This is a genomic window from Vibrio sp. 11-4(1) (assembly GCF_013048625.1).
GTDB classification, from domain to species: Bacteria; Pseudomonadota; Gammaproteobacteria; order Enterobacterales; family Vibrionaceae; genus Vibrio; species Vibrio diabolicus.
This window is the reverse complement of the sequence record NZ_VHSY01000005.1, coordinates 110,801-136,803: the sequence shown is the minus strand read 5'-3', so window position 1 is coordinate 136,803 and position 26,003 is coordinate 110,801. Positions and strand designations below refer to the sequence as shown.

General features: G+C 46.3%; 27 protein-coding genes. 9 read left to right on the top strand and 18 right to left on the bottom strand.

Going from position 1 to position 26,003, the window contains the following annotated elements:
- Positions 1–15 precede the first annotated feature (15 nt).
- Positions 16–306, top strand: coding sequence for a putative quinol monooxygenase (locus tag FKN16_RS11660; protein ID WP_005480132.1), 291 nt, complete (start codon positions 16–18; stop codon positions 304–306).
- On the opposite strand, the gene FKN16_RS11655 is transcribed toward FKN16_RS11660, so the two are convergent.
- On the bottom strand, positions 303–1,226 hold the full coding sequence (locus FKN16_RS11655; protein ID WP_031818458.1) for a LysR family transcriptional regulator: 924 nt from the start codon (positions 1,224–1,226) through the stop codon (positions 303–305). The genes FKN16_RS11660 and FKN16_RS11655 overlap by 4 nt on opposite strands.
- Positions 1,227–1,376: 150 nt before the next feature.
- Between FKN16_RS11655 and FKN16_RS11650 the strand changes: the two genes are divergently transcribed.
- Positions 1,377–1,595, top strand: a complete 219-nt coding sequence (locus FKN16_RS11650; RefSeq protein WP_005396617.1) for a VF530 family DNA-binding protein — start codon at positions 1,377–1,379, stop codon at positions 1,593–1,595.
- A gap of 1,023 nt (positions 1,596–2,618) precedes the next feature.
- Here the strand turns inward: FKN16_RS11650 and FKN16_RS11645 are convergent.
- Positions 2,619–3,071, bottom strand: a complete 453-nt coding sequence (locus tag FKN16_RS11645; RefSeq protein WP_005374933.1) for a thioesterase family protein — start codon at positions 3,069–3,071, stop codon at positions 2,619–2,621.
- Between the two features lie 210 nt (positions 3,072–3,281).
- Here FKN16_RS11645 and FKN16_RS11640 point away from each other — a divergent pair, with 210 nt between their 5' ends.
- On the top strand, positions 3,282–4,046 hold the full coding sequence (locus FKN16_RS11640) for a ferredoxin--NADP reductase (RefSeq protein ID WP_047009626.1): 765 nt from the start codon (positions 3,282–3,284) through the stop codon (positions 4,044–4,046).
- 134 nt (positions 4,047–4,180) lie between these two features.
- Here the strand turns inward: FKN16_RS11640 and FKN16_RS11635 are convergent, their stop codons facing one another.
- The 10 genes from FKN16_RS11635 to FKN16_RS11590 all read right to left on the bottom strand — a co-directional run bounded on the left by FKN16_RS11635 (position 4,181) and on the right by FKN16_RS11590 (position 15,380).
- Positions 4,181–4,852, bottom strand: coding sequence for a DUF2057 domain-containing protein (locus FKN16_RS11635; protein WP_170902739.1), 672 nt, complete (start codon positions 4,850–4,852; stop codon positions 4,181–4,183).
- A gap of 216 nt (positions 4,853–5,068) precedes the next feature.
- Positions 5,069–6,217 (bottom strand): AI-2E family transporter, encoded by a 1,149-nt coding sequence (locus tag FKN16_RS11630; protein WP_005396613.1) that lies wholly within the window; start codon positions 6,215–6,217, stop codon positions 5,069–5,071.
- Positions 6,210–6,896 carry a potassium channel family protein gene (locus tag FKN16_RS11625; RefSeq protein ID WP_005396612.1) on the bottom strand — a complete coding sequence of 229 codons (687 nt, stop codon included), beginning with the start codon at positions 6,894–6,896 and terminating at the stop codon, positions 6,210–6,212. The genes FKN16_RS11630 and FKN16_RS11625 overlap by 8 nt, the downstream gene beginning before the upstream one ends.
- 16 nt (positions 6,897–6,912) lie before the next feature.
- Positions 6,913–7,803, bottom strand: a complete 891-nt coding sequence (locus tag FKN16_RS11620; RefSeq protein ID WP_006740779.1) for an HlyD family secretion protein — start codon at positions 7,801–7,803, stop codon at positions 6,913–6,915.
- Positions 7,804–7,815: 12 nt separating this feature from the next.
- The gene (locus tag FKN16_RS11615; RefSeq protein WP_170902738.1) at positions 7,816–8,019 is read right to left on the bottom strand and encodes a DUF1656 domain-containing protein; all 204 of its coding nucleotides are present in this window, start codon (positions 8,017–8,019) and stop codon (positions 7,816–7,818) included.
- On the bottom strand, positions 8,019–9,662 hold the full coding sequence (locus tag FKN16_RS11610) for a TolC family protein (RefSeq protein ID WP_170902737.1): 1,644 nt from the start codon (positions 9,660–9,662) through the stop codon (positions 8,019–8,021). Before FKN16_RS11610 ends, FKN16_RS11615 begins: the two co-directional genes overlap by 1 nt.
- 10 nt (positions 9,663–9,672) lie before the next feature.
- Positions 9,673–11,847, bottom strand: coding sequence for an FUSC family protein (locus FKN16_RS11605; RefSeq protein WP_170902736.1), 2,175 nt, complete (start codon positions 11,845–11,847; stop codon positions 9,673–9,675).
- A gap of 388 nt (positions 11,848–12,235) precedes the next feature.
- A complete protein-coding gene (locus FKN16_RS11600) occupies positions 12,236–13,105 on the bottom strand; it encodes a DMT family transporter (RefSeq protein WP_170902735.1) in 870 nt (289 codons plus the stop codon).
- 141 nt (positions 13,106–13,246) lie between these two features.
- Complete coding sequence (yidZ, locus tag FKN16_RS11595) at positions 13,247–14,215, bottom strand: HTH-type transcriptional regulator YidZ (protein ID WP_024702169.1); 969 nt, start codon at positions 14,213–14,215, stop codon at positions 13,247–13,249.
- Positions 14,190–15,380, bottom strand: coding sequence for an MFS transporter (locus tag FKN16_RS11590; RefSeq protein WP_170902734.1), 1,191 nt, complete (start codon positions 15,378–15,380; stop codon positions 14,190–14,192). Before FKN16_RS11590 ends, yidZ begins: the two co-directional genes overlap by 26 nt.
- 132 nt (positions 15,381–15,512) lie before the next feature.
- Here FKN16_RS11590 and FKN16_RS11585 point away from each other — a divergent pair, with 132 nt between their 5' ends.
- Together FKN16_RS11585 and FKN16_RS11580 are read left to right on the top strand one after the other, a co-directional pair.
- Positions 15,513–15,983: a GNAT family N-acetyltransferase gene (locus tag FKN16_RS11585; RefSeq protein WP_170902733.1), complete on the top strand. Its 471-nt coding sequence runs from the start codon at positions 15,513–15,515 to the stop codon at positions 15,981–15,983.
- A gap of 25 nt (positions 15,984–16,008) precedes the next feature.
- Positions 16,009–16,464, top strand: a complete 456-nt coding sequence (locus FKN16_RS11580) for a GNAT family N-acetyltransferase (protein WP_170902732.1) — start codon at positions 16,009–16,011, stop codon at positions 16,462–16,464.
- Between the two features lie 10 nt (positions 16,465–16,474).
- Here FKN16_RS11580 and FKN16_RS11575 read toward each other — a convergent pair whose 3' ends face one another.
- A complete protein-coding gene (locus FKN16_RS11575) occupies positions 16,475–16,987 on the bottom strand; it encodes a DUF2799 domain-containing protein (protein WP_053808269.1) in 513 nt (170 codons plus the stop codon).
- Between the two features lie 343 nt (positions 16,988–17,330).
- Entirely contained in the window at positions 17,331–18,005 is a 675-nt protein-coding gene (locus FKN16_RS11570; protein ID WP_021484062.1) for a fructose-6-phosphate aldolase, read from the bottom strand.
- A 214-nt stretch (positions 18,006–18,219) separates the two neighbouring features.
- Here FKN16_RS11570 and FKN16_RS11565 point away from each other — a divergent pair, with 214 nt between their 5' ends.
- Both FKN16_RS11565 and FKN16_RS11560 read left to right on the top strand, forming a co-directional pair.
- Entirely contained in the window at positions 18,220–19,149 is a 930-nt protein-coding gene (locus tag FKN16_RS11565; RefSeq protein WP_170902731.1) for a glycyl-radical enzyme activating protein, read from the top strand.
- Between the two features lie 2 nt (positions 19,150–19,151).
- Positions 19,152–21,575 (top strand): formate C-acetyltransferase/glycerol dehydratase family glycyl radical enzyme, encoded by a 2,424-nt coding sequence (locus FKN16_RS11560; protein WP_170902730.1) that lies wholly within the window; start codon positions 19,152–19,154, stop codon positions 21,573–21,575.
- Between the two features lie 49 nt (positions 21,576–21,624).
- On the opposite strand, the gene FKN16_RS11555 is transcribed toward FKN16_RS11560, so the two are convergent.
- The 4 genes from FKN16_RS11555 to FKN16_RS11540 all read right to left on the bottom strand — a co-directional run bounded on the left by FKN16_RS11555 (position 21,625) and on the right by FKN16_RS11540 (position 25,011).
- Positions 21,625–22,707: a saccharopine dehydrogenase NADP-binding domain-containing protein gene (locus tag FKN16_RS11555; protein ID WP_170902729.1), complete on the bottom strand. Its 1,083-nt coding sequence runs from the start codon at positions 22,705–22,707 to the stop codon at positions 21,625–21,627.
- A 24-nt stretch (positions 22,708–22,731) separates the two neighbouring features.
- Entirely contained in the window at positions 22,732–23,676 is a 945-nt protein-coding gene (locus tag FKN16_RS11550; RefSeq protein ID WP_109169237.1) for an SDR family oxidoreductase, read from the bottom strand.
- A gap of 253 nt (positions 23,677–23,929) precedes the next feature.
- Complete coding sequence (locus FKN16_RS11545; protein WP_170902728.1) at positions 23,930–24,367, bottom strand: MerR family transcriptional regulator; 438 nt, start codon at positions 24,365–24,367, stop codon at positions 23,930–23,932.
- Between the two features lie 98 nt (positions 24,368–24,465).
- Positions 24,466–25,011, bottom strand: coding sequence for a TetR/AcrR family transcriptional regulator (locus tag FKN16_RS11540; RefSeq protein WP_047009615.1), 546 nt, complete (start codon positions 25,009–25,011; stop codon positions 24,466–24,468).
- 98 nt (positions 25,012–25,109) lie between these two features.
- Between FKN16_RS11540 and FKN16_RS11535 the strand changes: the two genes are divergently transcribed.
- Together FKN16_RS11535 and FKN16_RS11530 are read left to right on the top strand one after the other, a co-directional pair.
- A complete protein-coding gene (locus FKN16_RS11535; RefSeq protein ID WP_170902727.1) occupies positions 25,110–25,583 on the top strand; it encodes an HPP family protein in 474 nt (157 codons plus the stop codon).
- 138 nt (positions 25,584–25,721) lie between these two features.
- Positions 25,722–25,937 (top strand): TIGR02450 family Trp-rich protein, encoded by a 216-nt coding sequence (locus tag FKN16_RS11530; protein WP_005396585.1) that lies wholly within the window; start codon positions 25,722–25,724, stop codon positions 25,935–25,937.
- Positions 25,938–26,003 lie beyond the last annotated feature (66 nt).

Sequence of the window (26,003 nt, the reverse complement as noted above, 5' to 3'; positions counted from 1 at the left end):
AAGAGTGATAAAACGATGATCCACTTAGTTGCAGAAGTGAAAGCCTACCCAGACAGCAAGGATCAGGTGGTGAATTTGCTTGCTGGTTTACTAGAGCCAACTCGTCAAGAAGAAGGCTGTTGCCAATACGAGTTGTATCTTGACGAGAAAGTTGAAGGCCTATTTATGTTCCAAGAAATTTGGGCATCGCAAGAGGCCTTGGATAAGCATTTGCAAAGCCCGCACATGGCGACGTTTCTTGAAACATTGGAAGAGAACGATTGGGTTGAATATACCCAGATTCGTCCTCTTCGATTTATCGCCTAATGACAGAAGGTTGCCAGCACGTTGGCGCGTTGCTGGCAGCATTTTTGTTGGATAAAGTCGCGGAAAGTCCGAATTGTTGGCGTCAGTAAGCGACGATCGGCGCACACCATGTAGAGCGGTACTGGGCCGCAATCCCACTCTGGTAACACTCGCACCAATCTTCCCTCGATTAAGTCTCGGCTGATGTCCATCAATGATTTATTCGCAATGCCTTTGCCTTTGATCGCTAACCGGTGTGGCAAGTCACTATCGTTGCTCATCAAGTTACCGCTGACCACGATTTGTTCTTTCTCGCCGTCACGCGTGAGCGTCCATTTGTTGTAGACCGAATCCGCGACCATATAGCACAAGCAGTTGTGTTGCGTTAAATCTGCAGGAGAGGTGAGTTCTGGATGTGTAGCTACGTACTCTGGCGATGCACATAAGATCCGTTCGTTTGACCCACACAAAGCCAACACGACCAGATTGGAGTCGGCAGGCTCGCCGTAGCGAATCGCAATATCGACAGGCTTGGTGTACATATCCGTCAAGCTATCGGACAGCTCTAGTTTGATGGAAACATTTGGGTAGAGATCGATGAACTCATCCACCCAATCGAGCAACATATTGCGACCAAAATCGGAGGGCGCAGTAATGTGCAGTTGACCAGATAACTCGCCACGTGCACTTGAGATCTGATCCAACCCCTCTTGCAATGTTGCCAACGCTTGCGTGGTTTTGTCTAAAAATAGTTCGCCCTCTGAGGTTAAACGCAGGCTTCGGGTGGAACGCACAAACAGCGGGAAACCGATTTGCCCTTCAAGACGCTTAATCGATGCGCTAATGGCGGCAGGTGTCATGTCCATGCTATTAGCAGCTTTTGAAAAGCTGCCTTGGCGCGCTGTTTCGACAAAAATATTGAGGTCGTTGAGGGCTTTCATCGTGAAAAGGATGTTTGTGAAGTTTGAGCTACTATAGGGGAGATGAGCAAAGTAATTCAAGCTAAACGCCTTTGAAGGTGAAAACATTAGGTTAAGTGGTCACTTTGAGTTAGATTAGCCCGCCACTTACATCGCTACTGGATCAACAACATGAGCAACGAACAGCCGAATAACCCTCTGCATGGGTTGAGTTTAGAAAAAATCGTCACCCGACTAGTTGAACACTTTGGTTGGAATGGCCTGTATGAGCGCGTTCGAGTGAACTGTTTTAAGAAAGATCCGTCGATCAAATCTTCGCTGAAGTTTTTGCGTAAAACGCAATGGGCAAGAGATAAGGTGGAAGCGCTATATATCGAGACGTTCTGCTGATCACTCTATGGTCTGCAGCAAGCGTTATGTAGATTCTTAGTCTCGCCTTGGCTCGCTAGAATGACGTCACTTTTCTTATCGTGTGGGCTTTAAGAGTGGCTCTGCTGTTACGTCTAAAGCGTGATTCAGAATCTACCCTCAGATTGTATTGAGTTTATTCATCGCTCTAGGGTCTGCAGCAAGCGGTAAGTAGATTCTTAGTCTCGCTTTGGCTCGCTAGAATGACGCAGCTTTTCTTATCGCGTAGGCTGGAAGAGTAGCTCTGCTGATACGTCTAAAGCGAGATTCAGAATCTACCCTCAGATTGTATTGAGTTTATTCATAGCTCTATGGCCTGCAGCAAACGGTAAGTAGATTCTTAGTCTCGCCTTGGCTCGCTAGAATGACGCCACTTTTCTTATCGTGTGGGCTGGAAGAGTAGCTCTGCTATTACGTCTAAAGCGAGATTCCGAATGACTCGCTTGTGCTCGTCCGGGATGTTTTTTTAGATAGTGTTTTAGAGTCAGAACCTAAACGAGGTTCGTCATTCTGAACAGAGAGGAACGAGCGTGATTCAGAATCTACCCTCAGATTGTATTGAGTTTATTCATAGCTCTATGGCCTGCAGCAAGCGGTATGTAGATTCTTCGTCGCGCTTTGGCTTGCTAGAATGACGCAGCTTTTCTTATCGCGTAGGCTGGAAGAGTAGCTCTGCTGTTACATTTAAGGAGAGATTCCGGATGGTCACTTAGGCTTCTCTGGAATAGCTTTTTAGATGGTTTTATAGAGGTCAGAGCTAAACTCGAACCGTCATTCTGAACAGCGAGGAACGAGCGTGATTCAGAATCTACTCTCAGATTGTATTGAGTTTATTCATCGCTCTAGGGTCTGCAGCAAGCGGTAAGTAGATTCTTAGTCTCGCTATGGCTCGCTAGAATGACGCAGCTTTTCTTATCGTGTAGGCTGGAATAGTACCTCAGCATTATTCCCGATAGCGATGAAGAAGCGCTGTCGAGAACCTCGCCTTTAATCTCTCGTTTCTTGCTACTCTAAATGATGCGTGCTACCCACAGTTCCTTCCAAGTCTAAAATCGACTGGCGAACGTGGTCTGGAATCGCAGCTTTTACGTTGTTCTTAAAATCAAACATCACACCAGTAGCGGTCGCGATGGTCGCAATCTTACCCCACTTCTTACTCAGCACTTGGTATTCCATCGTGATGCGATCTTCTTGCATGTCGATTACGCGCGAGCCGACTAATAACGTGTCTGGGTAAGTGACAGGAAGCTTGTAGCGGCATTGCGTCTCGCTCAGTACTGGCCCAATTTGCGAGGTTTGCAGGTCGACTAGCAGATTAATTTTGTTGAAGTAATCTAAACGCGCTGTCTCGAAGTAGCGGAAATAGACCACGTTATTGACGTGTTGCAGAGCATCCATTTCACCCCATGCGACTTTGATCTCTGTGATAACGGGAAAGTCCTTTAACAGTGTGTCCATTTTTAGTGCTCCTTTTTCATCTGCATTGCCACAAATTGCGACGCGACTTATCACTTTGAGCATTTATTCTAGATGTAATCATTTAATATGTAATAAAATTGTTTTTAAAATGTGAAATGAAATGGCAATCTTATTATGTAAACTAGAAACTTTACATAATCGAGTTGAAGGCGTAAGTTTAACTAAGAGTAACCAAATAGGAGGTGTCTCATGACTGAGCTGAAAGGTTTCAATCTAGCCAAGGTGGAAAAACGCATTGACTGGACTGGCGAGCTGTTCAGTTTAAGGGTCTCAGGCGCGCCTCTTACCTTTAAAGCCGGCCAGTTCACCAAGCTTGCTTTGCTAGATGATGAGGGCAAGCCGATCAGCCGTGCTTACTCTGTGGTTAATGCACCAAGCGAACAGTTCGATTGGTTGGAGTTCCTAATAGTAGCGGACCCTCAAGGACAACTTTCTCCAAGGCTCCAAAAGCTTAAATCTGGTGATAGTATTTATGTTGGTGAGACCGCACATGGTGACTTAATCCACGACTCTATTCCTAAACAGGCTCATGATCTGTGGCTGCTATCTACAGGTACAGGTATTGGACCGTTTTTATCGCTACTGGATGATATAAACTTACCACCCCATAATGAGCGAATTGTGCTTGTTCATGCGGTTCGCTACGAAAAAGATCTGGTCTACAAATATCTGATTGAGCAACTACAGCAACGATATGAAGGCAGATTAAAGTACATCCCGATAGTCAGTAGGGAAGTGGTGGATGGCCAGTTACAAGGTCGAATTCCCGAACTCATCGAATCGGGTAGACTGTCCAACGCTGCTGATGTGCCATTCTCTGCTCAAAGTAGTTTTGTCATGATGTGTGGGAACCCGCAGATGATCAAAGATACCTTGCCAGTCTTACAAGGGCTTGGGTTGGAAAAGTATCGTCCTAAAACAGGAGGCAATATCATCTATGAGCGTTACTGGTAGCGTTTGGTTAAATTGATATAACCATATTGAACACATGATGATCACCAATACCAAAGTCGTTCAAACGTCCTAGCTTGTTCGATCAAAAAAGCCACATGAAGTGGCTTTTTTAATATCGATAGAGTTAATCAGACTTATTGTTGATTAACGTACGCTTTAAAGCGAGCTTTGGTTTCTGCGTCTGCTTTTTGGTACCAGAAGTGCAGCATCTCTTCTGCTGTCGAATCTGATTTAACCGCAGTTGCTCTCACTTGCTTCGTATCTGCAGGAACCTTTGCAGGAAGCGTGACTGGCTGCATGGTCGCTGCGCCAGCAAAAGCCACTGCTGCTGCACCGCCAGCTTGGTTGTAATCTTCGATTTCACGTACGTAATCACGACCGATTTGCATACCCGGTTTGATCAATTTGTCTTGCTCAACGGCGACGGTGTTGCCTGAATCATCAACCAGTTTCCAATCTAAGTCCTTGATCTTTTCTTCCGCATCGCGAAGGTTGCGGTATTCTGGCATTTGTAGCGTCAGCTCGGCATTGGCAGCGTCAAATCGTGTAACGATAACATCGCTTTCAACACTTAAACGGTCATTGCCTTGGTTAAAGTAAGGGGCGAAGCGAAATACGACTTGGTTAACGCCATCAGGTAACGTTAGTGTTCTTTCCGAGGCGAAAAAACCACCCGAAAGGTCTGCTTTTTCACCGTTAGCCGCTAATACTGAAACGTTGTCAGGAACACTCACGGTTACATCTGCGAATGCCATGCCACTCATTGCGAGAGCAAGCGCACAAGTTAAAGGCTTGATCAATTTCATTGTTTTTATCCTAAGCAAATTAGTGGTCATCGAGAGTGCATCGTTCATTGCCCGATTGCAACTCCCAAGTGTAAGAAGTATGAAAATTTAACAAGAACGTCATTTTTATCGCATTTATTACGGGGAAACTGTGATCCAAATAGAATCAAACCGCTGCAATAGAGCGGTTTGATATCATAAGTTATAGATTAAATTTCTTTTTAACTTATTGATTTATTATATGCCAGCACCGTGTCCAGGCTCTGATTGGTCATCAGAAGCGTCTTGTTGTTCTGCCATTTCTTCTTGCTGTTGTGCTTTCTCAATGCTCAACCACCAAACAAATAACTCATACCAAATCGCCAGGATAACGGCACCTAAGAACAGACCAACGATGCCGTAGAAAAGCATACCACCGATGGCACCGAGCAGAATCACAGGCATTGGTACGTCGACACCACGTCCCATTAACATTGGTTTGAACAGGTTTTCAGAAAGAGCTGCAACTACTACCCAGACAGTAAACATGGTGGCTGTCGTTGTATCTTGAGTCATGTACATAAAGCCGATCACTGGTAGTACGGCAAGCAGCGCTGGTAGCTGAGCGATACACAAGATCATCAGAATCAGAGTGAGCAAACCAGCTGCCGGAACGCCAAATACAAAGAAACCAGCACCGATCAATAGGGCTTGAATCGCCGCCACACCCACTACGCCAAGCAGTACGCTTTTAATGGTTGCTGCGATAAGCGTGGTCCAGCTTTTAGCGTTTTCACCAGCGGTACGAATAGCGATGGTTCTTAGCCCTGATGCTGCAGATTCAGAGTACGTCATAAAACCTGCTGCAATCGCAAGTGACAAGATTGAAAGCAATAAACTTCCCAATACACCGCCAAGTGTGCCTAGCAAAGAAGTGAGCGCGGACTTTATCTGCGGCATAAAGGTTTGAATCGCTTGTTCAAGGTTAGTCGCGAATAGGGTCCACACCTCATAGAGCTTATCACCTACGACAGGCCAATCCGCAACGGAAGGTTTTGGACCTGGGATCTTCACTTGTCCGTTTTGCAATACTTCAAGCGCATGCGTTGCACCATCTACAATGGAGCCTGATACCATAACAAGTGGTGTGACTAAGAGTGCAATACCAAGTAAAGCAATCGTTGTGGCTGCCAGGCCTCTACGACCTCCATATGCACGCTCCAGCTTTTTTGTAAGTGGCATTAAAGCGACGGCTATAATTGCACCCCAAATAACGGGAAGAATGAAGGGTTTGATGATGTCGTACGTAAACATCAGCAAGACGAAGATCAAGCCAATGCGTATTGCCGATTCCACCATATTACTAATGAAAAGCTTACTGTCGATTTTTACCGATTGTTTATCCATTTTTGTTTACCTGATGATCAATGTTAGAACTGACGAGACTTGAAACAACAATCGCCATATAGAAAACACCTGTAATGGCCTCTAAATACACCACGACTTGAGCCAATGGCGTTAGAGGGCTGATATCGCCATAACCAAGCGTGGTTAAGGTGACGAAACTAAAATACGCCGCATTAGAGAAATTCTGCCCCCAAGAAATGGCTTCCATCCCAGTGAATGAGGTTGGCGAGAACTCTAGAAGAATGAGATAGGCAATTGCCCACATCAGACCAAGCAGCAAGAAAAGCGCGACTGAGCCAATGACTTTGTTGCTATTGACGTGGCCAGTGAAAAGAATCTGCCTTGCGATGGATTTAAAAGTGCCGAAAAAGAACGCGAAGGTGAGGGCAAGCATCACTACATTCATCTCTCGGATGTTGAAAACGGTCTTGATCACAATCACAAGAACCCAAACGCCAAACAGGGTATAGAGGAAACGAGACCACATTTTGTCGAAGCGAAGGCTGGCAAAACAAACAATGAACGTGAGAACCGTGAATGCCTGCAGTATGTGTTCAATCGTCCCTTCGCCCACCACTTGTGCCATTGCACTCCCTAGCAACAAAATCACCAGCGCTAAAGTTAGATAGAAGAAGTTGTTTTCTTCATTAATGTTTTTGAGTTTTTTACCAATGACCATGGTTCTTCTCACTTAGTTACTGTTCATTTTCTGCCGATGAATCTTTCATCACCATGATGGACGCAGAAAGCCCGAATCGAAGATCAACATCTTCTGGAAGTTCTTGGATTGAGATTCGTACCGGAATACGTTGTGCTAAGCGAATCCACTGAAAAACAGGGTTCACGTTTGGAAGAAGGTTGTAGCCGACCGTGCCGTCTTTCGGCGCAATACCCCAACCGATAGAGTCAACCGTTGCGTCAATTGGCGTGTCTGGGTGAGACATCAAAGTGACACGTGCTTGGCTACCCGGTTCGATTTGTGCGAGTTGGTTTTCACGGAAGAAACCAAACACCCAGAAACTGTTCTTGTCGATCAGCGCCAGCAGTGGCTGGTTTGCGACCGCTTGTGTACCGTTTCGAATATCGAGGTTAGACACAAAACCATCGACGGTCGCATAAACTTTGGTGAAGCTGAGGTTAAGGCGCGCTGACTTTAATTGCTCTTCTGCAGATTTGATTTGCAGTAGCGATTCTTCGTAAGCGATTTCACGACGAATCAGATCCTTGTGAGAAACAGCGCCGCGGTCTTTCGCGCGAATGTCTTTAAGGCGATCGTATTCGATTTTTTTACCGCGAGAGCTAACAATGGCGCGTTCTAGCGCCACTTCGGCTTGAGACAAAGCAACTTCGTAAGTCGCAGGGTCGATTTCAAACAGTAAATCGCCTGTTTTCACTTCTTGGTTGTCTTGCACCGCGACATTTACAATTGGGCCTGATACACGAGGAGCTACTTTGATGACGTTCGCGCGCACTTGGCCGTCGCGTGTCCAAGGGTTATTAAAATACTCTTCAAATTTTTGATAGCCGAGCCAAGCTGCGCCACCAAGAATGACAAGATTGAGTGCGATTACGAATAGTTTTTTCATCTTGTTTGGCACCTAAAATTGAATATAAAAGCTGTCGATGGCCACCACATAACCGACTATGATGGCAATAAACGTCAGAGACGGAAAAGCAATGAAGCGAGACAGACGTGTCTTGTTCAATATCATCACCGTTATCCACGTTGCCGTGACGGCGAGAAAGAGCACCAGTAACGTGGGAGAAAAGTAAATGTCTCCCCAAGAGAGTTCATGAGGCATTAGAGATCCTCCGTTTTGTTCTCATCACTGGTCTCATCCGGAGTTTCGAGGCGCAAAGGCGGCAATACGCGGTTTTCTTCATTTAAATAACCATCCCAGTCAGTTCGTTCTGTCATTTTCTTGGCAATAGATTCACTGAGGAAGGGTTTGCCTGTTTGGGTTTGCCAGCCTCCACCGAGGGCTTTATAGAGTGCAACAACTTGGTTCGCCACGTTCCCTTTGATCGTTGCGTAGCTGTCTTCCGCACGGGTCATTTTCTCTACCGAGTTGAGCAGACGTTCAAAAGAGATTTGGCCGTTTTCGTACTGTGTCATGGAGATGTTGAATGCACGAATGGAAGAGTTGACTGATTGCAAGCGTAAATCTTTTTGCTGTAAATACAGGTCATACGCTTCGATTGCATTGGTGACTTCATTAACGGCTTGCAGCACTTTTTTGTTGTAGTTGGTCAGCGTTTCTTGGAAGCGAGCATCTTCGAAACGAATGTTATTTTTCACGCGTCCGTATTGGAAAATATTCCAACTGAACGTTGGGCCAACCACCATGGTGAGCGAATCGCTAAAACTGAAACTGCTGCCATCGGGAACCGTACTGTCGATACCGATAGAACCGAACAACGAAAAGCTTGGGTACAGAGCGGTTTCCGCCACGCCAATTTGCGCACTCTGCGCGCGAGCTTGCATCTCAGAGACTTGCAAATCTGGACGTCGCATCACTAAGTTTGCGTCCACTTGGGTATCCAACAGCGGTGGGCGCGGCACAATGGAGCGCTCGTCGGTGCCCGATAACGCCGATTTTCTGCCTGTCGATTTGAACTGTTTTTCGTAGTCAGCAATTTGCTTATGCATTCCATCTGATTGCAGCAGCTCGTCTACTTCTTCCGGTAATGCACCTAGTAATAACGCCAACGCGGTACGTGATTGTTTCATCGCAACTTCGAGACTCGGTAATGCCGCTTTGGTAGTATAGAGTTGGTTTTTCGCCTGCTGAACGTCCAATTCTGTAACGTTGCCAGAGTCGAACTGCACCTGTGTAATGCGGACGACACGCTCTTGAATTTCGATGTTGCGACGAGACAGCAAAATGCGCTCTTGGAACGTGCGATAGTTAATGTAGTTACGCGCCACTTCTGCGGTGATGGTGACCATTATGTCGTGATACGACGCGATGGATGCGTAATAACCGGCTTCTGCCGACTCAATACCGCGAGCATACTTGCCCCAAATATCCATTTCCCACGCAGCATCAAACGACAGAGCGGCGTTGTTTACACCCTGATCATTCACGTAGGCACGCGCTAGATTTCCTGACACGGTTTGAACTTGCGGGTATTGCAAGCCAGTCGAAATGCCAAGCAATGAACGAGCTTGGACAATGCGCAGTCCCGCGGCTTCTAAATCGAGGTTTTGTTTGCTCGCCAACTCAACCAGCTGATTGAGAGTTGAGTCATTAAATTGCTGCCACCATTGTTGTAGCTGTTGCTCTGATTGCTGCGTATCTTTGGCTGCTTTTTGCACCGACCAGTCACTTGGCATTGGCGCCTGCTTTGGATGAACATAGTCTGGCCCCACAGTGGTACACGCACTGAGTCCGAGCAAAGAAAGTATGGCGAGGCTTGGTTTGGTTAGTTTTGGAAGCATCATATCCCCACCTTTAAAAACGCTTCTGTTGTAAGTTCACCCAATCGATATCCTCGTAGGTTTGCTTGCAATGCTTGATTGCTTCGAACACGTTCCGTTTTAAATTCAGCAAGATATAAAAACCGGCTATCTCAGAATAAGCGTAGTCAGATAAATCTAACTCACTAAAAAAATCTTCCAGTTTATCTTCGAATGATTGGTAATCCTGACTGTATTGGTCGAATACGGAATCGAGTTCTTGTGTTGCTTGATGGCTGGCTAAAGCGCCCGCCATCAAAGGAATGATGGAATCGCGGTGTTGTTGGCGAAGTTGAGTAATCAGCGGATTGGTCAGCAACTTTTTCTCGGCGGCCATTAAGATATTGATGTGACTACTGAGTACATCACACGCTTTGCTAAACGCGGCAATCGCTTCTGGCGTGGTTTTGTCAAAGTGTTTGTGGTTGATTTTCGAACCCCACACCTTGAGCTTTTTCGATGAAACGTTGAGCGTCACCAAGTGTAAGGCCCGTTTGAGCGGCGTAATAATCGAACTGGACTGCTTCTGATAGGAGTCAAACAGATCCCGAGTGTGCCTAAAATAGCGCTCTTTTATAGTCAAAAAGAGGTGTTCTGGTCGTGAGCTAAACGGGAAGTAGTGCGCGAAAATGATCATGAATACCACCATGTAGAAAAGCAGCATGATCGTCATGAGGATCCCGAAGTGATAGAACATGTTGTTGTCTAAACCAAGAACAAACAAGCCCACCATGTAGAAAATCGTCACTGGCCCGTTGAACAGATAAAAGCCGATAAAGGTGTAGATAAAAATGAACAGGCCAAGTTCTAACCCGAGATCCAATTGCGGAAGAATGAAGACGTAAGAAGGCACCGCGAACAAGAAGCCGAAAGTGAACAGCACAAGCAACAAAATCGGGTGCACAGGCACGAACGACAGCAAAGACATAAACATGGTCGAGAAGACTACGAACGAGTAGCCGCCTGGTGGATTGAAATAAATCCAAATCAGTCCTGCAACCCAATAGGTGACAAAGGTCTTGACCGCGGTTTTAAAGTTTTCTGCGTCCCACCATAGAAACTTGCCTTTCGGTTTCGGCAGTGGCACGTCAAAGGAGACATTGTTCGTCACAGAGTCAATGCAGCTAATGCTCTCCGCCAAACGCGACAAGTTTTGATGCATGAGCCCCAAGAGGTGCCCCAGCATAAGCGCAGAGCCTTTCTCTAGGTGCGCTGCGTCTTCAAGCAACGCTTGGTTGTATTCGACTTTGAATTCTTGAGCACGAAAAGCGGGCTCTTTTTCGTCCCAGACTTGTTGGCAGGTATCAAATAGCGCGTCAATTTCCGCAACGGCTTGATCAAAGTTGCTGATGCTTTCACGGTCTTGCTGGTGGCTAAAGTGGCTGTGCGCCGCAACGGTCAATTGTTGCGTTACCTGCTTGTTCAAATGAACCGCCAAGCGCCACTCTTTCATGTAGGCCGACACGTCGCTGCATTCCACACTGACTGTAGCAAAACGCTGTTCGAGCGCATTTTGGGTGGCAAACATCTGTTCGATAAGAGAATCCACGCTAGGTTGTGGCTCTCCTGCTTCTGGATTTTCTTCTCCCTCTTGTTGAGGAGAGACTTGTCCTGCCGATTTTTGCTCGAAATTTTGCAGGATAGCGGTGAACAACGCGCGTTGTGCTTGGTTGAGTTGTTCGATGAGCTGTCTTAGATTTTGTTCTGTTTTGGTCGGGAATAAGAAAGTCCCCACGAGTGTGTAAACCACCACCCCAAACACCGTCATATAAGCGCGGTCAACGCCATAAAGAAACGCACCTTCTGCGTCACCGCCATTGGACATCATCAGCGTCATCACACCGGTCAGCATGAGTAACGTTGGATCTTTTTGATAGGCATTACGGAAGTAAAAAATGAAAGAGACCACAACCGACACGCTCAGCATGTACAGCAAGCGGTCTTGAGCAAACAATCCCACCAGTAACAAGCCAACGACGGCGCCAACCAACGTACCGAACACACGTAAGGTACCTTTGGCGAGGGATTCACGACGACTGCCTGTGGATGCAATCAGCATCACTGTGGTTGCGGCCGTCGATGCTTGCGGCCAACCCATGGCAAACGGGATTAGATAAGCCAGAGTCAGGCTAAGCGATACTTTAATAGCGAATTTTATTTTGTCGTTCATAGTGTCAAAGTTTGCTCAGGCTTATCGTTATAAGTTGATGAATTTCTTATGTGAATAATCAGAATCTTGTTCTGAATAAATTCGGGGGGCGGAATATAGCGGGTGAAAAAGTGTGCTTTGTAAACCCTTTGTCAAAACACAAAGTGCGTATTTGGCTCGATCTCGCGCTAGCCCTTGGCGTTATTGACGAAACGCCTAAAACGAGCAAAATCGCGATCTGTGACAATTCTCACTTTTGAAACAAAATCGTCGCGTTGTGTGAGCCAATTCTCACCTTATACCCTTCGCCTGATACTAAAGCAGGCCGCTCGTACCATCTGCAATGAGCTTTGCTGCTTTAAAAAGCATAGATGATGAATGGGTATTTGAGAGGGAAAGTTATTACTTTTTATCGGCTTGCCGGTTGTTTGCTTGTTTTTTTGGATCGAGATAAAAAAACCAAAGCGATACCACCAAGAATGATGCCACTGGTTAAAAGTGTATGCAGTGAAAGAGACTCGTGGAGTACGACGGTACCTAACAGCAAAGCAATGGCTGGCACGGAAAGTTGGCTGACGGCGGCTTGAAGTAAAGAGAGCTTACGCATGACTTGATACCAAAGCGTATACCCAAGGCCAGATGCAATGGCGCCAGACGTGATAGCGAGCAAGATTCCGCTCAAAGAGAGATAGATTGAGGACAGCATCAACGGTGATAGGAGTATGCCAATTATAGATGCAGCGATAAACCCCCATGTGATGCCACTACTTGGAGAAGGCGCTTGTTTGCCGAGCGCAGTAAACGCAGCCCAACAAACGCCAGAAATCAACATGAGAAGTGCAGAACAGATGTCGGGGCGAGTGGCAGATGGCAACATTAACCAAACAAAGCCAGCAATCGAAAGGCCGATACCGATGATTTCGAGAAACTGAAAGCGCTCACCTTGCCACCAATAGATGGCCAGTAACGTCAGTTGCACGGCACCAAACAAAAGCAAAGCACCGGTTCCTGTCGCCAGTTGTAAGTACGCGAAAGAGAAAAGGGCAGCGTAACCAAATAAAGCCATGCCAGAAAAAAAGCGAAAGCGAGAAGTTGGCCGATCGGTTTTCCACTGACCTCTCACGACAAGCAATGCGATTAAGGTAATCGCGCCAGATATCAATCGAACGAGAGTGAAGCTTCCTGCATCAATCAACCCTTCGGCCAATGCAAGTCGGCACAATAATGAATTGGCAGCGAACGCCAGCATCGTAATAGCAGTGAGTAAAAAGGTCGACATCCTTGGCCCTTAACGCAGAAATATGGATTGAGTGTAGCGTCAAACGACCTTTTTCATTAGTTGATAAAGTGATTACTTATAGCTGTCAGAGCGAGAAAATCATCAAAAATCACCAGAGAAAACCTGACCTTAGCCTAAGTGTTACTGTGGTAGGGATGGTTGTTCGTACAATGACTTGATGGTGTTTTTCAACCATAGCAATTTGGGATTGTACGCATTGCGTTTATGCCAAATCATGGTAAATGGAATCAGTAACTTGTCTTGTTGAGTTTGGTCTAACGGAATTGGCAAGCACACCAAATCGAGATGCAGCTTTTCTGTGTAGCTTTTGCAATAGTGCGGCGCGGTGGTGATCATGTCATGCGTGGGCTGCGCTGCCATAAAAAGGGATTGCTCAAAGTTGGACATCGTCAGCCCGATAGAGCGCTGTAGCCCTAGTTCCGTTAACACTTCATCCAACGCCCAAGTTTCACTTTTTTCCCAAACAATATTAATGTGTTGGTAGCTCAGAAAGGTCTCGAGATTCCACTCTTGCTGTAATGCCGGATGATCTTTATGCAAATACACCATCGGTAGGTCATAGAATAGAATCTCAAAATCCAAGAAATACGGCAGAAGATCCAACGACTCTTTCGATCTCGGGTGACTTTCTCGGCCGGTAAAACCGATATCTGCCTCTCCTCGAATGATGGCGTCGAGTGAATCGTAATCCCAGTTACTGGTTTTTACTTTCGCTTCAGGGTATCGCTGGTGGATAGCGACGATGAGTCTGTCCAGTACCGTGAGCACTAATGGCGACTCAATCGTGATATCAAAACGCACTCCTTTAGGCGTAATATCGCTGCGTTTTTCTGCAATCTGGCTGCCAATTTGCAGCCATTCTGCAAGATCTTGCTCCATGCTTTGCGCCAAAGGTGTTGGCGCAAGACCTTTAGGTGTTTTGACAAACAAAGGATCATCGAACCAATGACGAAGTTTGTTGAGCGACTTACTTACGGTAGAGGGCGTAACGTTCAGCTTTTTCGAGGCTTTCGAGACGCTTTGTTCTTGCAGCAATAATTGCAGAGTGAACAATAAGTTTAAATCAAGTCGCGCTAGGGATTTCTTCATAATGGGTATCGTGAACAGGCTTTGGAATCAATAGTATTAGAGCAAGGCTGATTACGCTACCTAACACTAAGATAAACACCAACATATTCAGAGCACTAACGCCGATGAAACCCATAAACCAAATATAGAACGCTGAACTACAAACTTGAGCAATGCCCAGTAACGAGCTTGCCACGCCAGCTTGTTGAGAGAATGGGCTGAGCGCTTGGCTCATGGCCACGCCAAAGCCACAAGCGAAGCCAGCGCAAATCAGCCCAAGTCCGAATACATAGTAAAGAGATTGTCCATCATGGAAATGGGCAGCACTGAGCACGATGGCTGCACAAGCGAGCAATACTTGAGAGGTCATCATTAAGGTTCGCTGCTTAAAAATCCCCAATGCCAATGGCGCCGAGAACGAAATCAACATACTGATCGTCGCAGTCCCTGCCATGATGGAAGAATAGCCACCGCGATCAAAACCAAGCATGCTCATCACGACAATTGGTGAAGCGTTAACAAAGGTCAGAATGGTGGTCACTCCAAGCGCAGTAATGATCAGCCTACTGATAAAAAATCGCTCGAAGAAAGTCTCTTGATGGCTCTCTGGCGCTGTCTGTTCTTCACGTTGTTGGCTGGGTAGTGATTCCTTGAGAACAAAAATGGCCAATACACTGACGAGAATGCCCATTCCTGCCATTGTGGTAAACAAACTCGGCCAAGGAAATTTCAGCATAATCAAGTGACCAATCACGGGTGCGATCACTGGGATGATACAGGTGATGCCATTGAGCATCGACAATACTTTCGCGCGGCGCTCATCGTCTAACGTGTCGCGTAAAATCGCGAACGCGACGACATAGCAAGATCCAGCTCCGATGCCTTGGCAAAAGCGAGCAATCAAGAAAGCGTTTGGTTGCTCAGCCATCCCGCCGAGAAAAGACGCGAGCACGAAGATCATCGCGCCGACGACGGCAACAGGCTTTCGTCCCACAGAGTCTGCAATTTTCCCCGCGAATAACATGGTGGTAGCCATGCCAGCTAAATAGATCGAAAACGCAATATGCAACTGAGATTCACTGGCGTTGAGATCTGACGCAATTTGAGGCAAACCAACAAGATACAAATCAATGGCAGTAGGGTAGAGTAAAACGAGTGCAAAACTACAAAGTAAAAAACGGGACATGGAAACCTCTCTATCGAATGGCGAGGATAATAGAGTGCTAAACGTTTGCCTGCGAGTGGGAAATACGACACTAGGTATTTCTATTTACGACATACCCTGTATGAATTGAGCATAAAAACAACAAGGAAGATTATGATTACTATTGAAAAGTATTCGCCTGAGCGACATGAACAAACTTGCGAACTTAGCGTGCTAGAAGAGCAATCGCAGTTTACGGTCGCGGATGTGGGTGAAATGCTTACACGTCTTGAACCCACAGAGCTTCCGCATCTGATTTTGGCGGACGATGACGTGGTTGGCTTTTTTCTATTTGATGCTGCTTACAACGAGAAATACGATTTTTGCTCGAAAAACAGTTTAGGCGTGCGTGCTTTGCTGGTGGATCACCGTCATCAAGGCAAAGGCATCGCCAAGCAAGCCATTCAACAGTTTGCCGATTTCGCCAAACGCCATTATCCCGAGTTTGATGCGCTTTATCTCACCGTGAATTGCCGCAACATACCTGCTTATCAGTGCTATTTAAAATCAGGGTTTGAAGATACCAATGAGCTTTACCACGGCGGCCCCGTTGGACCGCAGCACATCATGATGCAGCCGCTTTAACTAGAAAAACACCAAGGATGGAAATATGAGAATTGAAATCGACAATTTAGAACGGCCGCAGGTGATTGCGTTGTTGGAAGAGCATTTACAGGACATGTACGCTACATCGCCACCAGAGAGCGTGCATGCGTTAGATGTAAGCAAGTTGAAGTTGCCTTCAATCACGTTTTGGACGGGCTGGGATGGTGAGCTGCTATTGGGATGTGTGGCAATGAGCCAACTAGAAGATGGTCACGCAGAGTTGAAATCGATGCGTACGACGCCGTCGGCGAGAAAACAGGGTGTGGCATCCCGCTTACTCAATCACGTGATTGAGCAAGCGAAACATCAGGGGATACAACGTCTAAGTTTGGAAACTGGGTCGATGGCATTTTTTGAACCCGCGCATCGCCTATATGAAAAACATGGCTTCGCGTACTGCGAGCAGTTTGGTGACTATCAACCTGATCCAAACAGCCGCTTTATGACCCTAGCGTTGTAGCCCGTCGCGACTAAAAGTTAAAGTAGTAATTAGCTCCTGGCGAGATGAGTGATGCACGCTCACGCGCCAGTTGTTTTCTTCTCTCTCTAATACGCTTCGCGTTGTCTTTATCTAAGTTTGCATCCAATTGATGATCAAGGCGTGATATCTCCGCATCTAACGCGTTAATGCGTTGTTGACGCTGATATTCTTGATGGCCTAACTGATAGTTTTTAAGGAAAAGATCGTTAGAGCAAACGCCATAGTAGGTTTTTCCTTCTACACCCACCGTGTAACCATTGTCTGGCGAACAGTAAAGAATGGTGCCTTTATCAAAACCGTCTTGCCACTCAACGTGATTTGGCGTTACGCCTGCTTCGCGACAGTCTTTAATGTATTCGTACAAAATGTTTGGGTTGTTGCCTGAGCGGCCATCTTGGTAGCCGACGCGATACCAGTCTGCGGTTTGGCATTGTTCTGGCGACATGCTGCTACAACCAGAAAGTAATGCAAATATGGCAAAGAGAAGCGCAATGCGTTTCATGAAGTGGATTCCTTGTTACTGCGTTAGGTTCGCTGATTATAAATGAACAGTGTTCATTTCCAATATATAAAATTAATAATTACCGAGTTATTGATGCGTTTCGCTTGTGAGTTTGTCGGCTTGAAGCAAAAATTTTTTGCTTGTGGAACGAGCGTTGTTCGTCAGTAGTGATGTTACGAATAGAGTGCTTTGCGTGAAGGGAGAGGTGAGACTAGTGGGCTGGGAATCTCTTCGTAAGCCGCATCTACAAACAGTTGCCTGCGCGAATGTTACTTTTTCTCAGAGATTCCCATATCAAAAGCCCCTCGATCGAGGAGGAACGGGACTTTCGATAATTTTATGCTTAACTTTCAAATGAAAGTTTGTTGCCAAACGCGGATTTCCAGTCTTTATCAAATTGATCGACAGCCGGCTGAACTGCTGGATGAGAAAACATCTGCGCGGCCACATCGACAGGCAAGGTGATCGCTTCAATGCCTAACTTCATCACTTCCATCGCTTGTTGGGTATTTTTAAAACTCGCTGCTAAAATTTTTGCAGGCAGTTGGTTTTGATCCAGTAGCAATTGCAGGTCTGCGACCACTTCTACACCGTTTCCGTTCATCGCATCAATACGGTTCACATAAGGCGCAAGATAGTCAGCGCCACACAATGCCGCAAGGAAACCTTGCTGGGCAGAGTAAATAGCAGTGGCGAGCACTTGAATTCCCTCTTTTTTCATTAACTTAATTGCCGATAAGCCTGTTTCGGTTGCTGGCACTTTGACGACCATATCATAAGGTAATTCATGGATTTGGCGCGCTTCTTCCACCATGCCTTCTACAGTTGTGCTCACCACTTGAGCATGGAAACGGGGTGTGCCCCCTAACGCTTCTTGCATGCCAGCTAAGGTTTGGTTCAAGCCTTGTTTTGATTTCGCCAAAATACTTGGATTTGTGGTTACCCCTTTCAGAGGTAGGCATTGGTTAAAGCGTTTTACTTCTGCCACGTCAGCAGTATCTAAATAGAGTTCGATCATGGGTTCTACCTTATACAAAATCTTCGTTTTGATGATGGGATCACTATAGATCTGACAATCCGCTGAGATCTTGATTTTGATCAATTGTAATTTCAATTGAAACTATAATAATTTCACAAAACGAAAGTTAAGTGGCAATATTTCATTATCAAATGAAGCTTTCAGAAAAAGAAAAGCGTGAAAAGTAGAAGAGCAAACCAAGAGGCGGACAGCAATGTATTTCAATATTCAGAGGTTCTCGACCCACGATGGTGATGGTATTCGCACCATTCTGTTTCTGAAGGGATGCAGTTTGTCCTGTCCTTGGTGCCAAAACCCAGAAAGCCGCAGTGAAAAGCACTCTCTGCTGTTTGATGAGCGCAGTTGTATAGCGGACTGCCAGCTTTGTGTGTCGGCTTATAAACAAACCGTAAACGGCGACATGGCAAGCGATGGTATCCGACGCATTGACGATCAAATCATCATCAATCGAAAAGCCATGAGCGAGGCACAGATCATAGCGCTGCGAAACGTATGTCCAACACAAGCGCTCAGCATATGTGGAGAAGCGGCGAAATCGGACAACCTGTTTGAAGTGTTGATGAAAGACAAGCCTTTCTACGATCAAAGCCAAGGTGGCGTGACGTTTTCTGGTGGCGAGCCGCTGATGCAGCCAAGTCTTGTGGCAGAACTTGCCGAACGTTTGCATCAAAACCATGTGTCTACGGCGGTGGAGTCGTGCATGCATGTTCCGTGGAAAAACGTAGAAAAAGTTGCGCCGTATATCGATTGCTGGTTAGCGGATCTTAAACACACCGACGAAGAAAAGTTTCTCTGTTGGGCGAAGGGATCGTTAAAACGCATCAAAGACAATTTTAGAAAATTGGCACCAATTGCGAAACGCATTGTGATTCGTATTCCTGTTGTGCCGGGCTTCAATGACACCATTGATGAGCTCAAAGCGATCATTGATTTCGCTGCTTCTTTAGAAAGCTGTCAAGAACTTCACTTGCTGCCGTATCACACCCTCGGCATCAATAAATACCGTTTGCTCGATATGCCTTACGAGTGTTCTGACAAACCATTAAATAATCCAGAACTGCTAGAAAACGCAATGCAATACGCAAGCGAACATACTCAACTTAACGTGATTGTTAGAGGTTAACCATGGACCTACATACCCTTCCAGAGCGAATCAAAGCCCACAAATCGGCACTGGTCAACATCGTAACGCCGCCTATCTGTACTGAGCGCGCAGAGGCTTATACTCGAGCGTATCAGGCAAATGAAGACAAACCTGTGATTGTGCAACGAGCGTTGGCGTTACAAGAGCACTTACGCACTCGCACCATTTGGATTAAGCACGACGAGCTGATTGTAGGCAACCAAGCGAGCAAAGTACGCGCTGCGCCGATCTTCCCTGAATACACGGTGCGTTGGATTGAAGCGGAAATCGACGAACTGGCCGACCGACCTGGGGCTGGTTTTGCGGTAAGTGAAGAAGACAAACAAAGCATTCACGCCATTACGCCATACTGGCGCGGTAAAACGGTTCAAGATCGCTGCTATGGACTTTTTACCGACGAGCAACAAGAGATCCTAGCCAGCACCATCATTAAAGCCGAGGGCAACATGACTTCGGGCGACGCGCACCTTGCGGTGGATAACGAAAAAATCCTGAAGATCGGTATGAACGGTCTGCTGGATGAGGTTCGTCAGCATCGCGCTAATAACGACGTGTCGACGTATGAAGGGTTGAAGAAAGAGCAGTTTTATAAGTCCGTCGAAATTGTCTTGCTTGCGATTCAGGAGCACATGGTGAGTTACGCCGATCTCGCTCTGGAAATGGCACAAAACGAAACGCGACCAGAGAGGAAAGCGGAACTGGAGACAATCGCAGAAAACTGTCGTCATGTGGCTTTCCATGCGCCAACCAACTTCTGGCAAGCTCTGCAACTGAGCTATTTTGTGCAGTTGATGTTGCAAATTGAATCGAATGGCCACTCTGTTTCATTCGGTCGGATGGACCAGTTCCTAAACGACTACTACGTGCGTGATCTTGAAAGTGGCACGATGAACAAAGCGTTCGCCCTTGAGTTATTGCAAAGCTGTTGGTTGAAATTGCTTGAAGTAAACAAGATTCGCTCTGGTGCGCACTCAAAAGCATCGGCAGGTTCTCCGCTGTATCAAAATGTCTGTATCGGTGGCCAAAAGCTGAATGAGAATGGAGAACCTGAAGATGCCGTAAACCCGCTATCTTGGGCGATTTTAGAGTCCTGTGGTCAGCTACGTTCCACGCAACCGAACTTGAGTGTTCGCTATCATGAAGGTCTGAATCAAGAGTTCTTGATGGGCTGTATTGAAGTGATCAAATGCGGATTCGGTATGCCTGCATTCAACAACGATGAAATCGTCATTCCAGAGTTCATCAAGCTAGGTGTCGAGAAAGAAGATGCTTACAACTATGCGTCTATTGGCTGTATTGAAACCGCTGTTCCAGGCAAATGGGGTTACCGTTGCACGGGTATGAGCTTCATTAACTTTGCGCGTATTTTGCTGGCGGCGCTTAACGAAGGTGTGGATGTAACGACGGGCAAAGCCTTCTTGCCGCATGATAAGTCGTTGGCAAAAGGCAACTTCGAGAGTTTTGATCAAGTCACCGCTTCTTGGGCGGAGCAAATTCGCTACTACACACGTAAATCGATTGAGATCGATACCGTAGTCGACAGTGTGCTTGAGCAGCAAGCGCAAGATATTTTCTGCTCATCGCTGGTGGATGACTGTTTGGCGCGTGGTAAAACCGTAAAAGAAGGCGGAGCGAAATACGATTGGGTATCTGGCCTGCAAGTGGGTATCGCCAATTTGGGTAACAGTTTGGCGGCGATCAAACATTTGGTGTTTGAAGAAGCACAAATCAGCCAAACGGAATTGGCAAAAGCATTGGAAGAAGACTTCGATGGTATTGAGAACGAACAACTTCGCCAACGCTTAATCAACTTCGCGCCAAAATACGGCAATGACGACGATTATGTCGACCAACTGCTGGCTGATGCTTACCAAGTTTATATCGATGAGTTGGCGCAATTTGTCAACACACGTTATGGGCGCGGGCCAATTGGTGGTGGCTACTACGCGGGAACATCAAGCATCTCTGCCAACGTGCCATTTGGCGCATCCACGATGGCAACACCAGATGGTCGAAAAGCGAAAACACCACTGGCGGAAGGCGCAAGTCCAGCATCGGGCTCTGACCGTTTGGGACCAACGGCGGTGTATAACTCAGTCGGTAAAATTCAAGCTAATAAAATCTTGGGTGGTGTGCTGCTTAACCAGAAGTTAAGCCCAGCGGCTGTCGCTTCAGAAGGGGATAAGCTCAAGCTATCGATGCTGATTCGTACCTTCTTTAATCACCATAAAGGTTGGCACGTGCAGTACAACATCGTCTCTCGTAAAACCTTGCTGGCAGCGAAGAAGAACCCTGAGCAATATCGTGACCTTGTCGTACGAGTTGCGGGCTATTCAGCCTTCTTTACCGCGCTGTCACCAGACGCGCAGGATGACATCATCGCTCGTACCGAACACGAGTTGTGATGGCCTCAACCCCTGTTAATGCAGAAGGCACCGATTGGTGCCTTTTTGTTTACTCTTCAATGGTTATGCCACTAGAGCCGGGAAGCTGCGACACAAAATTGGAGCCCATGAGCTTAGAGGGGGTGTATACACCGGCTTCAGGCTTCGTATGTAGCAGGTGTTCTACAATCGCCAGAGATCCCGTTGCGGTTAAGCTGTAGCCATTGGCCGTTTGTACTCGTGCTGTTTTGCTTTGTCCGAGCTTGTTGCTTGCTTTACCCCATACGTATGTGGGTAATTGGTTTCTTTGCTCCTCATTCGGTCCTTTTACGGTTCTTTCAATACGGCTTTTTATGAGGTTTTGTACCCAGGTTATGCCGAGAAGGGGGCGAACCCAATTCGCTCGTTTAGCGTTTTTTATCATGTTCGGCGCTCCGGGAATAAAAACATCAATATTCTCAATCCCCGTGGTGTAATAGGCGGTTGAAACATCGCCCCACGGAATGGTCATAGCAAGTTTTTCGCCGTCACCAAAATCAATGTTGCGAACTTTATACGCTAGCGGAACGGTGGTGATTTTTCCGTTAAGTCGCACTTTTCCGCCTTGAGCCAAACCTTCGACAGACGTTTTCGCCGTGCCCGGAGAAAAACCAGAGCGAGAGTCAAAACCGAGAGACAAGTGTGTTGCATCTGGTAGCGCAGCTTTCAATGTGGCTGCAATGCAATCCGTTGGAATAACATCAAAACCAACACCAGAGCACAATACGACACTAGCTTCCTTTGCTTGTGATTGCAGCGTTTGTGCAAACTCAAATACAGAGATCTCACCTGTAATATCGAGGTAATGTGCGCCTGCTTCTAGGCACGCTTTCATCATAGGTTTTGCTGTCGAAGAAAAGGGGCCTGCGCAGTTTAATACCAGTGAGGAACCCGAAATATGCTGGATCGCGCTGCTTTTATCCTCAAGAGAAAAAGCAAGACTTTGCAGCCCTAGTTCAGCCGCTAGGCTTTGTACTTTCTCTAAACTTCTACCAGCAAGGGTTGGGTGGTGACCTCGTTTTACGGCCTCTCTCGCAATCAGCTCGCCTGTATAACCATTGGCTCCGTATATGATCCAACGATCTGGGGATGATGCCGGTGTGTTATCTTTCATCAAAAAACTCCTATCAATGCCTGCTTAAAGAGGTTTCTGGTCATTGGCTTTTTCTTGTTGAATTGTGGTCAAGCCTTGTTCGAATGTGGTGATTTGAAAATCTGGAAAACGAGTTTGAAACTTATCTGAAACAAAAAGGTTGTCAGATTCGTAGCGGGGCAAAAGCTCGGCTGCATCTCGAATGGTTTGATTAAATCGCCCAGCTAGCCACAATTGCCAGCGCTTGATGACTTTGTATTTCGGTTGAACGTTAAAAACCTTTGCTGCAACAGCGATAAACTCCCGATACGTCAGTCGACGATCATCGCAAGGCAAATGCCAAGTTTGTCCGTAAGCATCGGGCGTATTCCCAATTAGCGCCATCGCTCGGCTTGCGTCTGGCGTATAAATTAAGCTGCGTTTGGTGTCATCACGTAAAAACACTTTTGCACTCTTTTGGTTAAGTAGATTATCGATAATGGCGGAATTAGTGATGCTTTGCGTTTTCCCCGGGCCGTAAAACTCCGGAGCACGACAGATAACGGCTTCGATTTCTCCTTGATTCATCGATTCTAGCAGCATGTCAGTAATGACCGCACGAATTCGACCTTTTTCTCCATTGGGCTGAAATGGTGCATCTTCTTGTTGAGGCGTATCCGTTTGCGGGTACATGTAGGTATTATCAAAGTAAACAAGCTTTGCTTGATGAGTTTTACATGCGGCGATGACATTACGCATCATTGTTGGCCACTGTTCCACCCACAGTTGAGTATCCATTGGTAGCCCTGCAGTAAGGTAAACGATACTAGAACCTTTTACGGCATCTGATGTTTGTTTCGCGTCGAGCAAGTCCGCTTTTACCAGTTGATCCGTCTCGTTGACTCGATGTGGATTGCGGCTCACCAATCGGATGTCGCTCGTAAAGTCTCGTTTTAGGCTTAATGCCAGCTCACGGCCAATTTGCCCACTTGCACCCAATATCGTTTGCATTCACCAATCTCCCGCTGTGTTGCTTTGATATTCATCCTAACGTTAAAGTCAGGTTTAAGGTCAACCCGCATTTTGAAGATAAATTGGATTGATTTTTTATTGAGTATAGAAACAAGGAGATGGCACACCTGAGCTAAGGGCGAATGGTTTTTACAGACTCAATTTAGTGGCTGGCAGGGGAATTGGCGAATCTTTAACCCAACATCAAGAGTAAAGCTTCGCTTGTTAACATTGCTTTGATTTGGTGACGGTCTTATTTTTTATTTGAGGGATTTTCTTTGGTCAGAATCGTTTGACCAAGTTGAGACATGACGCGTTTTGCATTCATTGCACAGTCCATGTCATCAGGCTTAGCTTCAATCTCTTTAAGTACTTCTTTTAACTTGCTTTTACTCTGGGCAATTTTTCTCTCAAGCTCCTCGAGCTCTTGGACTTTTTGCTGCAAGGTTGTCAATAACTGATGATGATCCCAGTTAGAAAGATCGGATGGCAGTAACGCACTTAGCTCATCCAAACTGAAGCCAGCTTGCTGACCCGTTGTGATCATGTCCAGAATCATTAATGCTTCTTGAGGATACTCGCGGTACCCGTTGGCTTTACGGGTCACGGTTTTTAGCAGTCCGATGCGCTCGTAAAATCGAATACGCGAGGGAGCAAGGCTCGTTTTTTGCGCCAGTTCGCCAATTTTCATATCAAGCGTGTCTCATTAGATTGATAAAATAACCTTACCATTTCTGAACATTCTCGCCAGTTTGGTGCTCGGTCGTTTCGTTTCTTGCTTTCTTACCGTTACAGCTTGTGCAAAATTTCCACGCATTTCTTTGTGACGTCGTCGTACTCTTTTGTCATGTAAGCGGTGGTGATGGCACCTTCTTTCATGATGCAAATGGCATCGAGTAATGATGTGTTGTCTGATTTGAGATAGCGTTGAATTAGCTCTCGAACCTGTTGTTTATGGTGGCGGCAATACGTTGCGATCTCGCCGCTGTCGTCACTGAATTCGGCGGACGTGTTGATGAAGAAACAGCCGCGAAACTCGCCCAATTTTTCCTCAGAACCATGAAACCAGCCGTTAAGCGCGGTAAACAACTGGTCGATCACGTCTGTGCTCGATTGTGCTGGTGATAGTTTCTCCTCTAGCCACGCCATGAAGATTTGGTGGCGTTGTTCTAGTGCGGCAAGGATGAGCGCTTCTTTGCTTTCAAAATGGCTGTACAGCGTGCGTTTAGCCACGCCAGATACTTTAAGGACTTCATTGATGCCAATGGAGTTGATGCCCTGTTTGTAAAACAGCGACAACGCGGTATCGATCAATAACTGTTTCTTTTTGTTCATAACTACGTCCTCAAAAAGTTCTACAAACACATATTGACAAAGGTAGACAGATTTGTCTATTTTAATTTGTAGACAATTCGGTCTACCTTGAGGTGTTTATGAATAATTTAATTTTATCTTTGGTCGCGGGGGTTGGTGCGACATTGGCTATTGGTGTGTTGTCTTACGCCGAGGTATCTCTTACTGAGGTTGTACTTCTCATGGCGCCATTTGGTGCTACTGCGGTGTTGGTGTTTGGGGTGCCTAGCAGCCCTCTCGCTCAACCAAAAAATGTGATCATTGGTCACTTCATTACGGCATCTATCGGTATTGCGTTTAGTCAATACGTTGAGATCACGCCAATCACGCTGGCGATTGCGACTGGGTTAGGTGTGTCAGCGATGCTGATTACGAAGACAACGCATCCACCTGCGGGCGCAAATCCTATCTTGATCATGACCTCTGGGCAGGGGTGGAGCTTTTTGTTCACGCCAGTACTGATCGGCGCGGTGGTGATTGTGCTGGTTGGTAAGGCGTTGCAGTTGCTACAGAGTCAGTACTTAACCCCTCGTTTGAACGGTCAAAAGACCTAATTGGGATGCAAGTAAGGCCGCATTAGGGGATGACCTCTTTTGCGGCTTTTTTTTTCGTGGAGGCTTAAAAATAAAATCTGATTCTCTCTTGTTATTCAGTCGTATACATAAAGATGTTAGTTAAATTGGTATACCACTATGAATAAAATTCACCCCAAGAAGCTATTGCACAGCAAATGGACGGCGACGTCACCTAAAAATAAAGAGAAGCACTTTGTCGTAACAGAAATGGAGCTGGATGAAGAAGGCAATGTTGTGAAATGTGTCATTGAGGCGGTTATGAGTAAACGTGAGCAAGAGATGAACTGGCAAGAGCTGAAAGACCCAGAGCTATGGCGGCAAGGATGGAAGTAATGCACTTTGTTGAATTTTTTCCTAGGTTTGAAATCGAAAGATGGTACTTAGCTGATAGGCAACGGT

Coding starts and splice junctions, on each gene's coding strand:
- FKN16_RS11600 (WP_170902735.1), bottom strand. CDS start 13,105: ATGTCGACCTTTTTACTCACTGCTATTACGATGCTGGCGTTCGCTGCC.
- FKN16_RS11660 (WP_005480132.1), top strand. CDS start 16: ATGATCCACTTAGTTGCAGAAGTGAAAGCCTACCCAGACAGCAAGGAT.
- FKN16_RS11545 (WP_170902728.1), bottom strand. CDS start 24,367: ATGAAAATTGGCGAACTGGCGCAAAAAACGAGCCTTGCTCCCTCGCGT.
- FKN16_RS11655 (WP_031818458.1), bottom strand. CDS start 1,226: ATGAAAGCCCTCAACGACCTCAATATTTTTGTCGAAACAGCGCGCCAA.
- FKN16_RS11585 (WP_170902733.1), top strand. CDS start 15,513: ATGATTACTATTGAAAAGTATTCGCCTGAGCGACATGAACAAACTTGC.
- FKN16_RS11645 (WP_005374933.1), bottom strand. CDS start 3,071: ATGGACACACTGTTAAAGGACTTTCCCGTTATCACAGAGATCAAAGTC.
- FKN16_RS11570 (WP_021484062.1), bottom strand. CDS start 18,005: ATGATCGAACTCTATTTAGATACTGCTGACGTGGCAGAAGTAAAACGC.
- FKN16_RS11535 (WP_170902727.1), top strand. CDS start 25,110: ATGAATAATTTAATTTTATCTTTGGTCGCGGGGGTTGGTGCGACATTG.
- FKN16_RS11630 (WP_005396613.1), bottom strand. CDS start 6,217: ATGGATAAACAATCGGTAAAAATCGACAGTAAGCTTTTCATTAGTAAT.
- FKN16_RS11550 (WP_109169237.1), bottom strand. CDS start 23,676: ATGCAAACGATATTGGGTGCAAGTGGGCAAATTGGCCGTGAGCTGGCA.
- FKN16_RS11620 (WP_006740779.1), bottom strand. CDS start 7,803: ATGAAAAAACTATTCGTAATCGCACTCAATCTTGTCATTCTTGGTGGC.
- yidZ (WP_024702169.1), bottom strand. CDS start 14,215: ATGAAGAAATCCCTAGCGCGACTTGATTTAAACTTATTGTTCACTCTG.
- FKN16_RS11615 (WP_170902738.1), bottom strand. CDS start 8,019: ATGCCTCATGAACTCTCTTGGGGAGACATTTACTTTTCTCCCACGTTA.
- FKN16_RS11640 (WP_047009626.1), top strand. CDS start 3,282: ATGACTGAGCTGAAAGGTTTCAATCTAGCCAAGGTGGAAAAACGCATT.
- FKN16_RS11580 (WP_170902732.1), top strand. CDS start 16,009: ATGAGAATTGAAATCGACAATTTAGAACGGCCGCAGGTGATTGCGTTG.
- FKN16_RS11635 (WP_170902739.1), bottom strand. CDS start 4,852: ATGAAATTGATCAAGCCTTTAACTTGTGCGCTTGCTCTCGCAATGAGT.
- FKN16_RS11565 (WP_170902731.1), top strand. CDS start 18,220: ATGTATTTCAATATTCAGAGGTTCTCGACCCACGATGGTGATGGTATT.
- FKN16_RS11555 (WP_170902729.1), bottom strand. CDS start 22,707: ATGAAAGATAACACACCGGCATCATCCCCAGATCGTTGGATCATATAC.
- FKN16_RS11530 (WP_005396585.1), top strand. CDS start 25,722: ATGAATAAAATTCACCCCAAGAAGCTATTGCACAGCAAATGGACGGCG.
- FKN16_RS11575 (WP_053808269.1), bottom strand. CDS start 16,987: ATGAAACGCATTGCGCTTCTCTTTGCCATATTTGCATTACTTTCTGGT.
- FKN16_RS11560 (WP_170902730.1), top strand. CDS start 19,152: ATGGACCTACATACCCTTCCAGAGCGAATCAAAGCCCACAAATCGGCA.
- FKN16_RS11650 (WP_005396617.1), top strand. CDS start 1,377: ATGAGCAACGAACAGCCGAATAACCCTCTGCATGGGTTGAGTTTAGAA.
- FKN16_RS11590 (WP_170902734.1), bottom strand. CDS start 15,380: ATGTCCCGTTTTTTACTTTGTAGTTTTGCACTCGTTTTACTCTACCCT.
- FKN16_RS11605 (WP_170902736.1), bottom strand. CDS start 11,847: ATGAACGACAAAATAAAATTCGCTATTAAAGTATCGCTTAGCCTGACT.
- FKN16_RS11610 (WP_170902737.1), bottom strand. CDS start 9,662: ATGATGCTTCCAAAACTAACCAAACCAAGCCTCGCCATACTTTCTTTG.
- FKN16_RS11625 (WP_005396612.1), bottom strand. CDS start 6,896: ATGGTCATTGGTAAAAAACTCAAAAACATTAATGAAGAAAACAACTTC.
- FKN16_RS11540 (WP_047009615.1), bottom strand. CDS start 25,011: ATGAACAAAAAGAAACAGTTATTGATCGATACCGCGTTGTCGCTGTTT.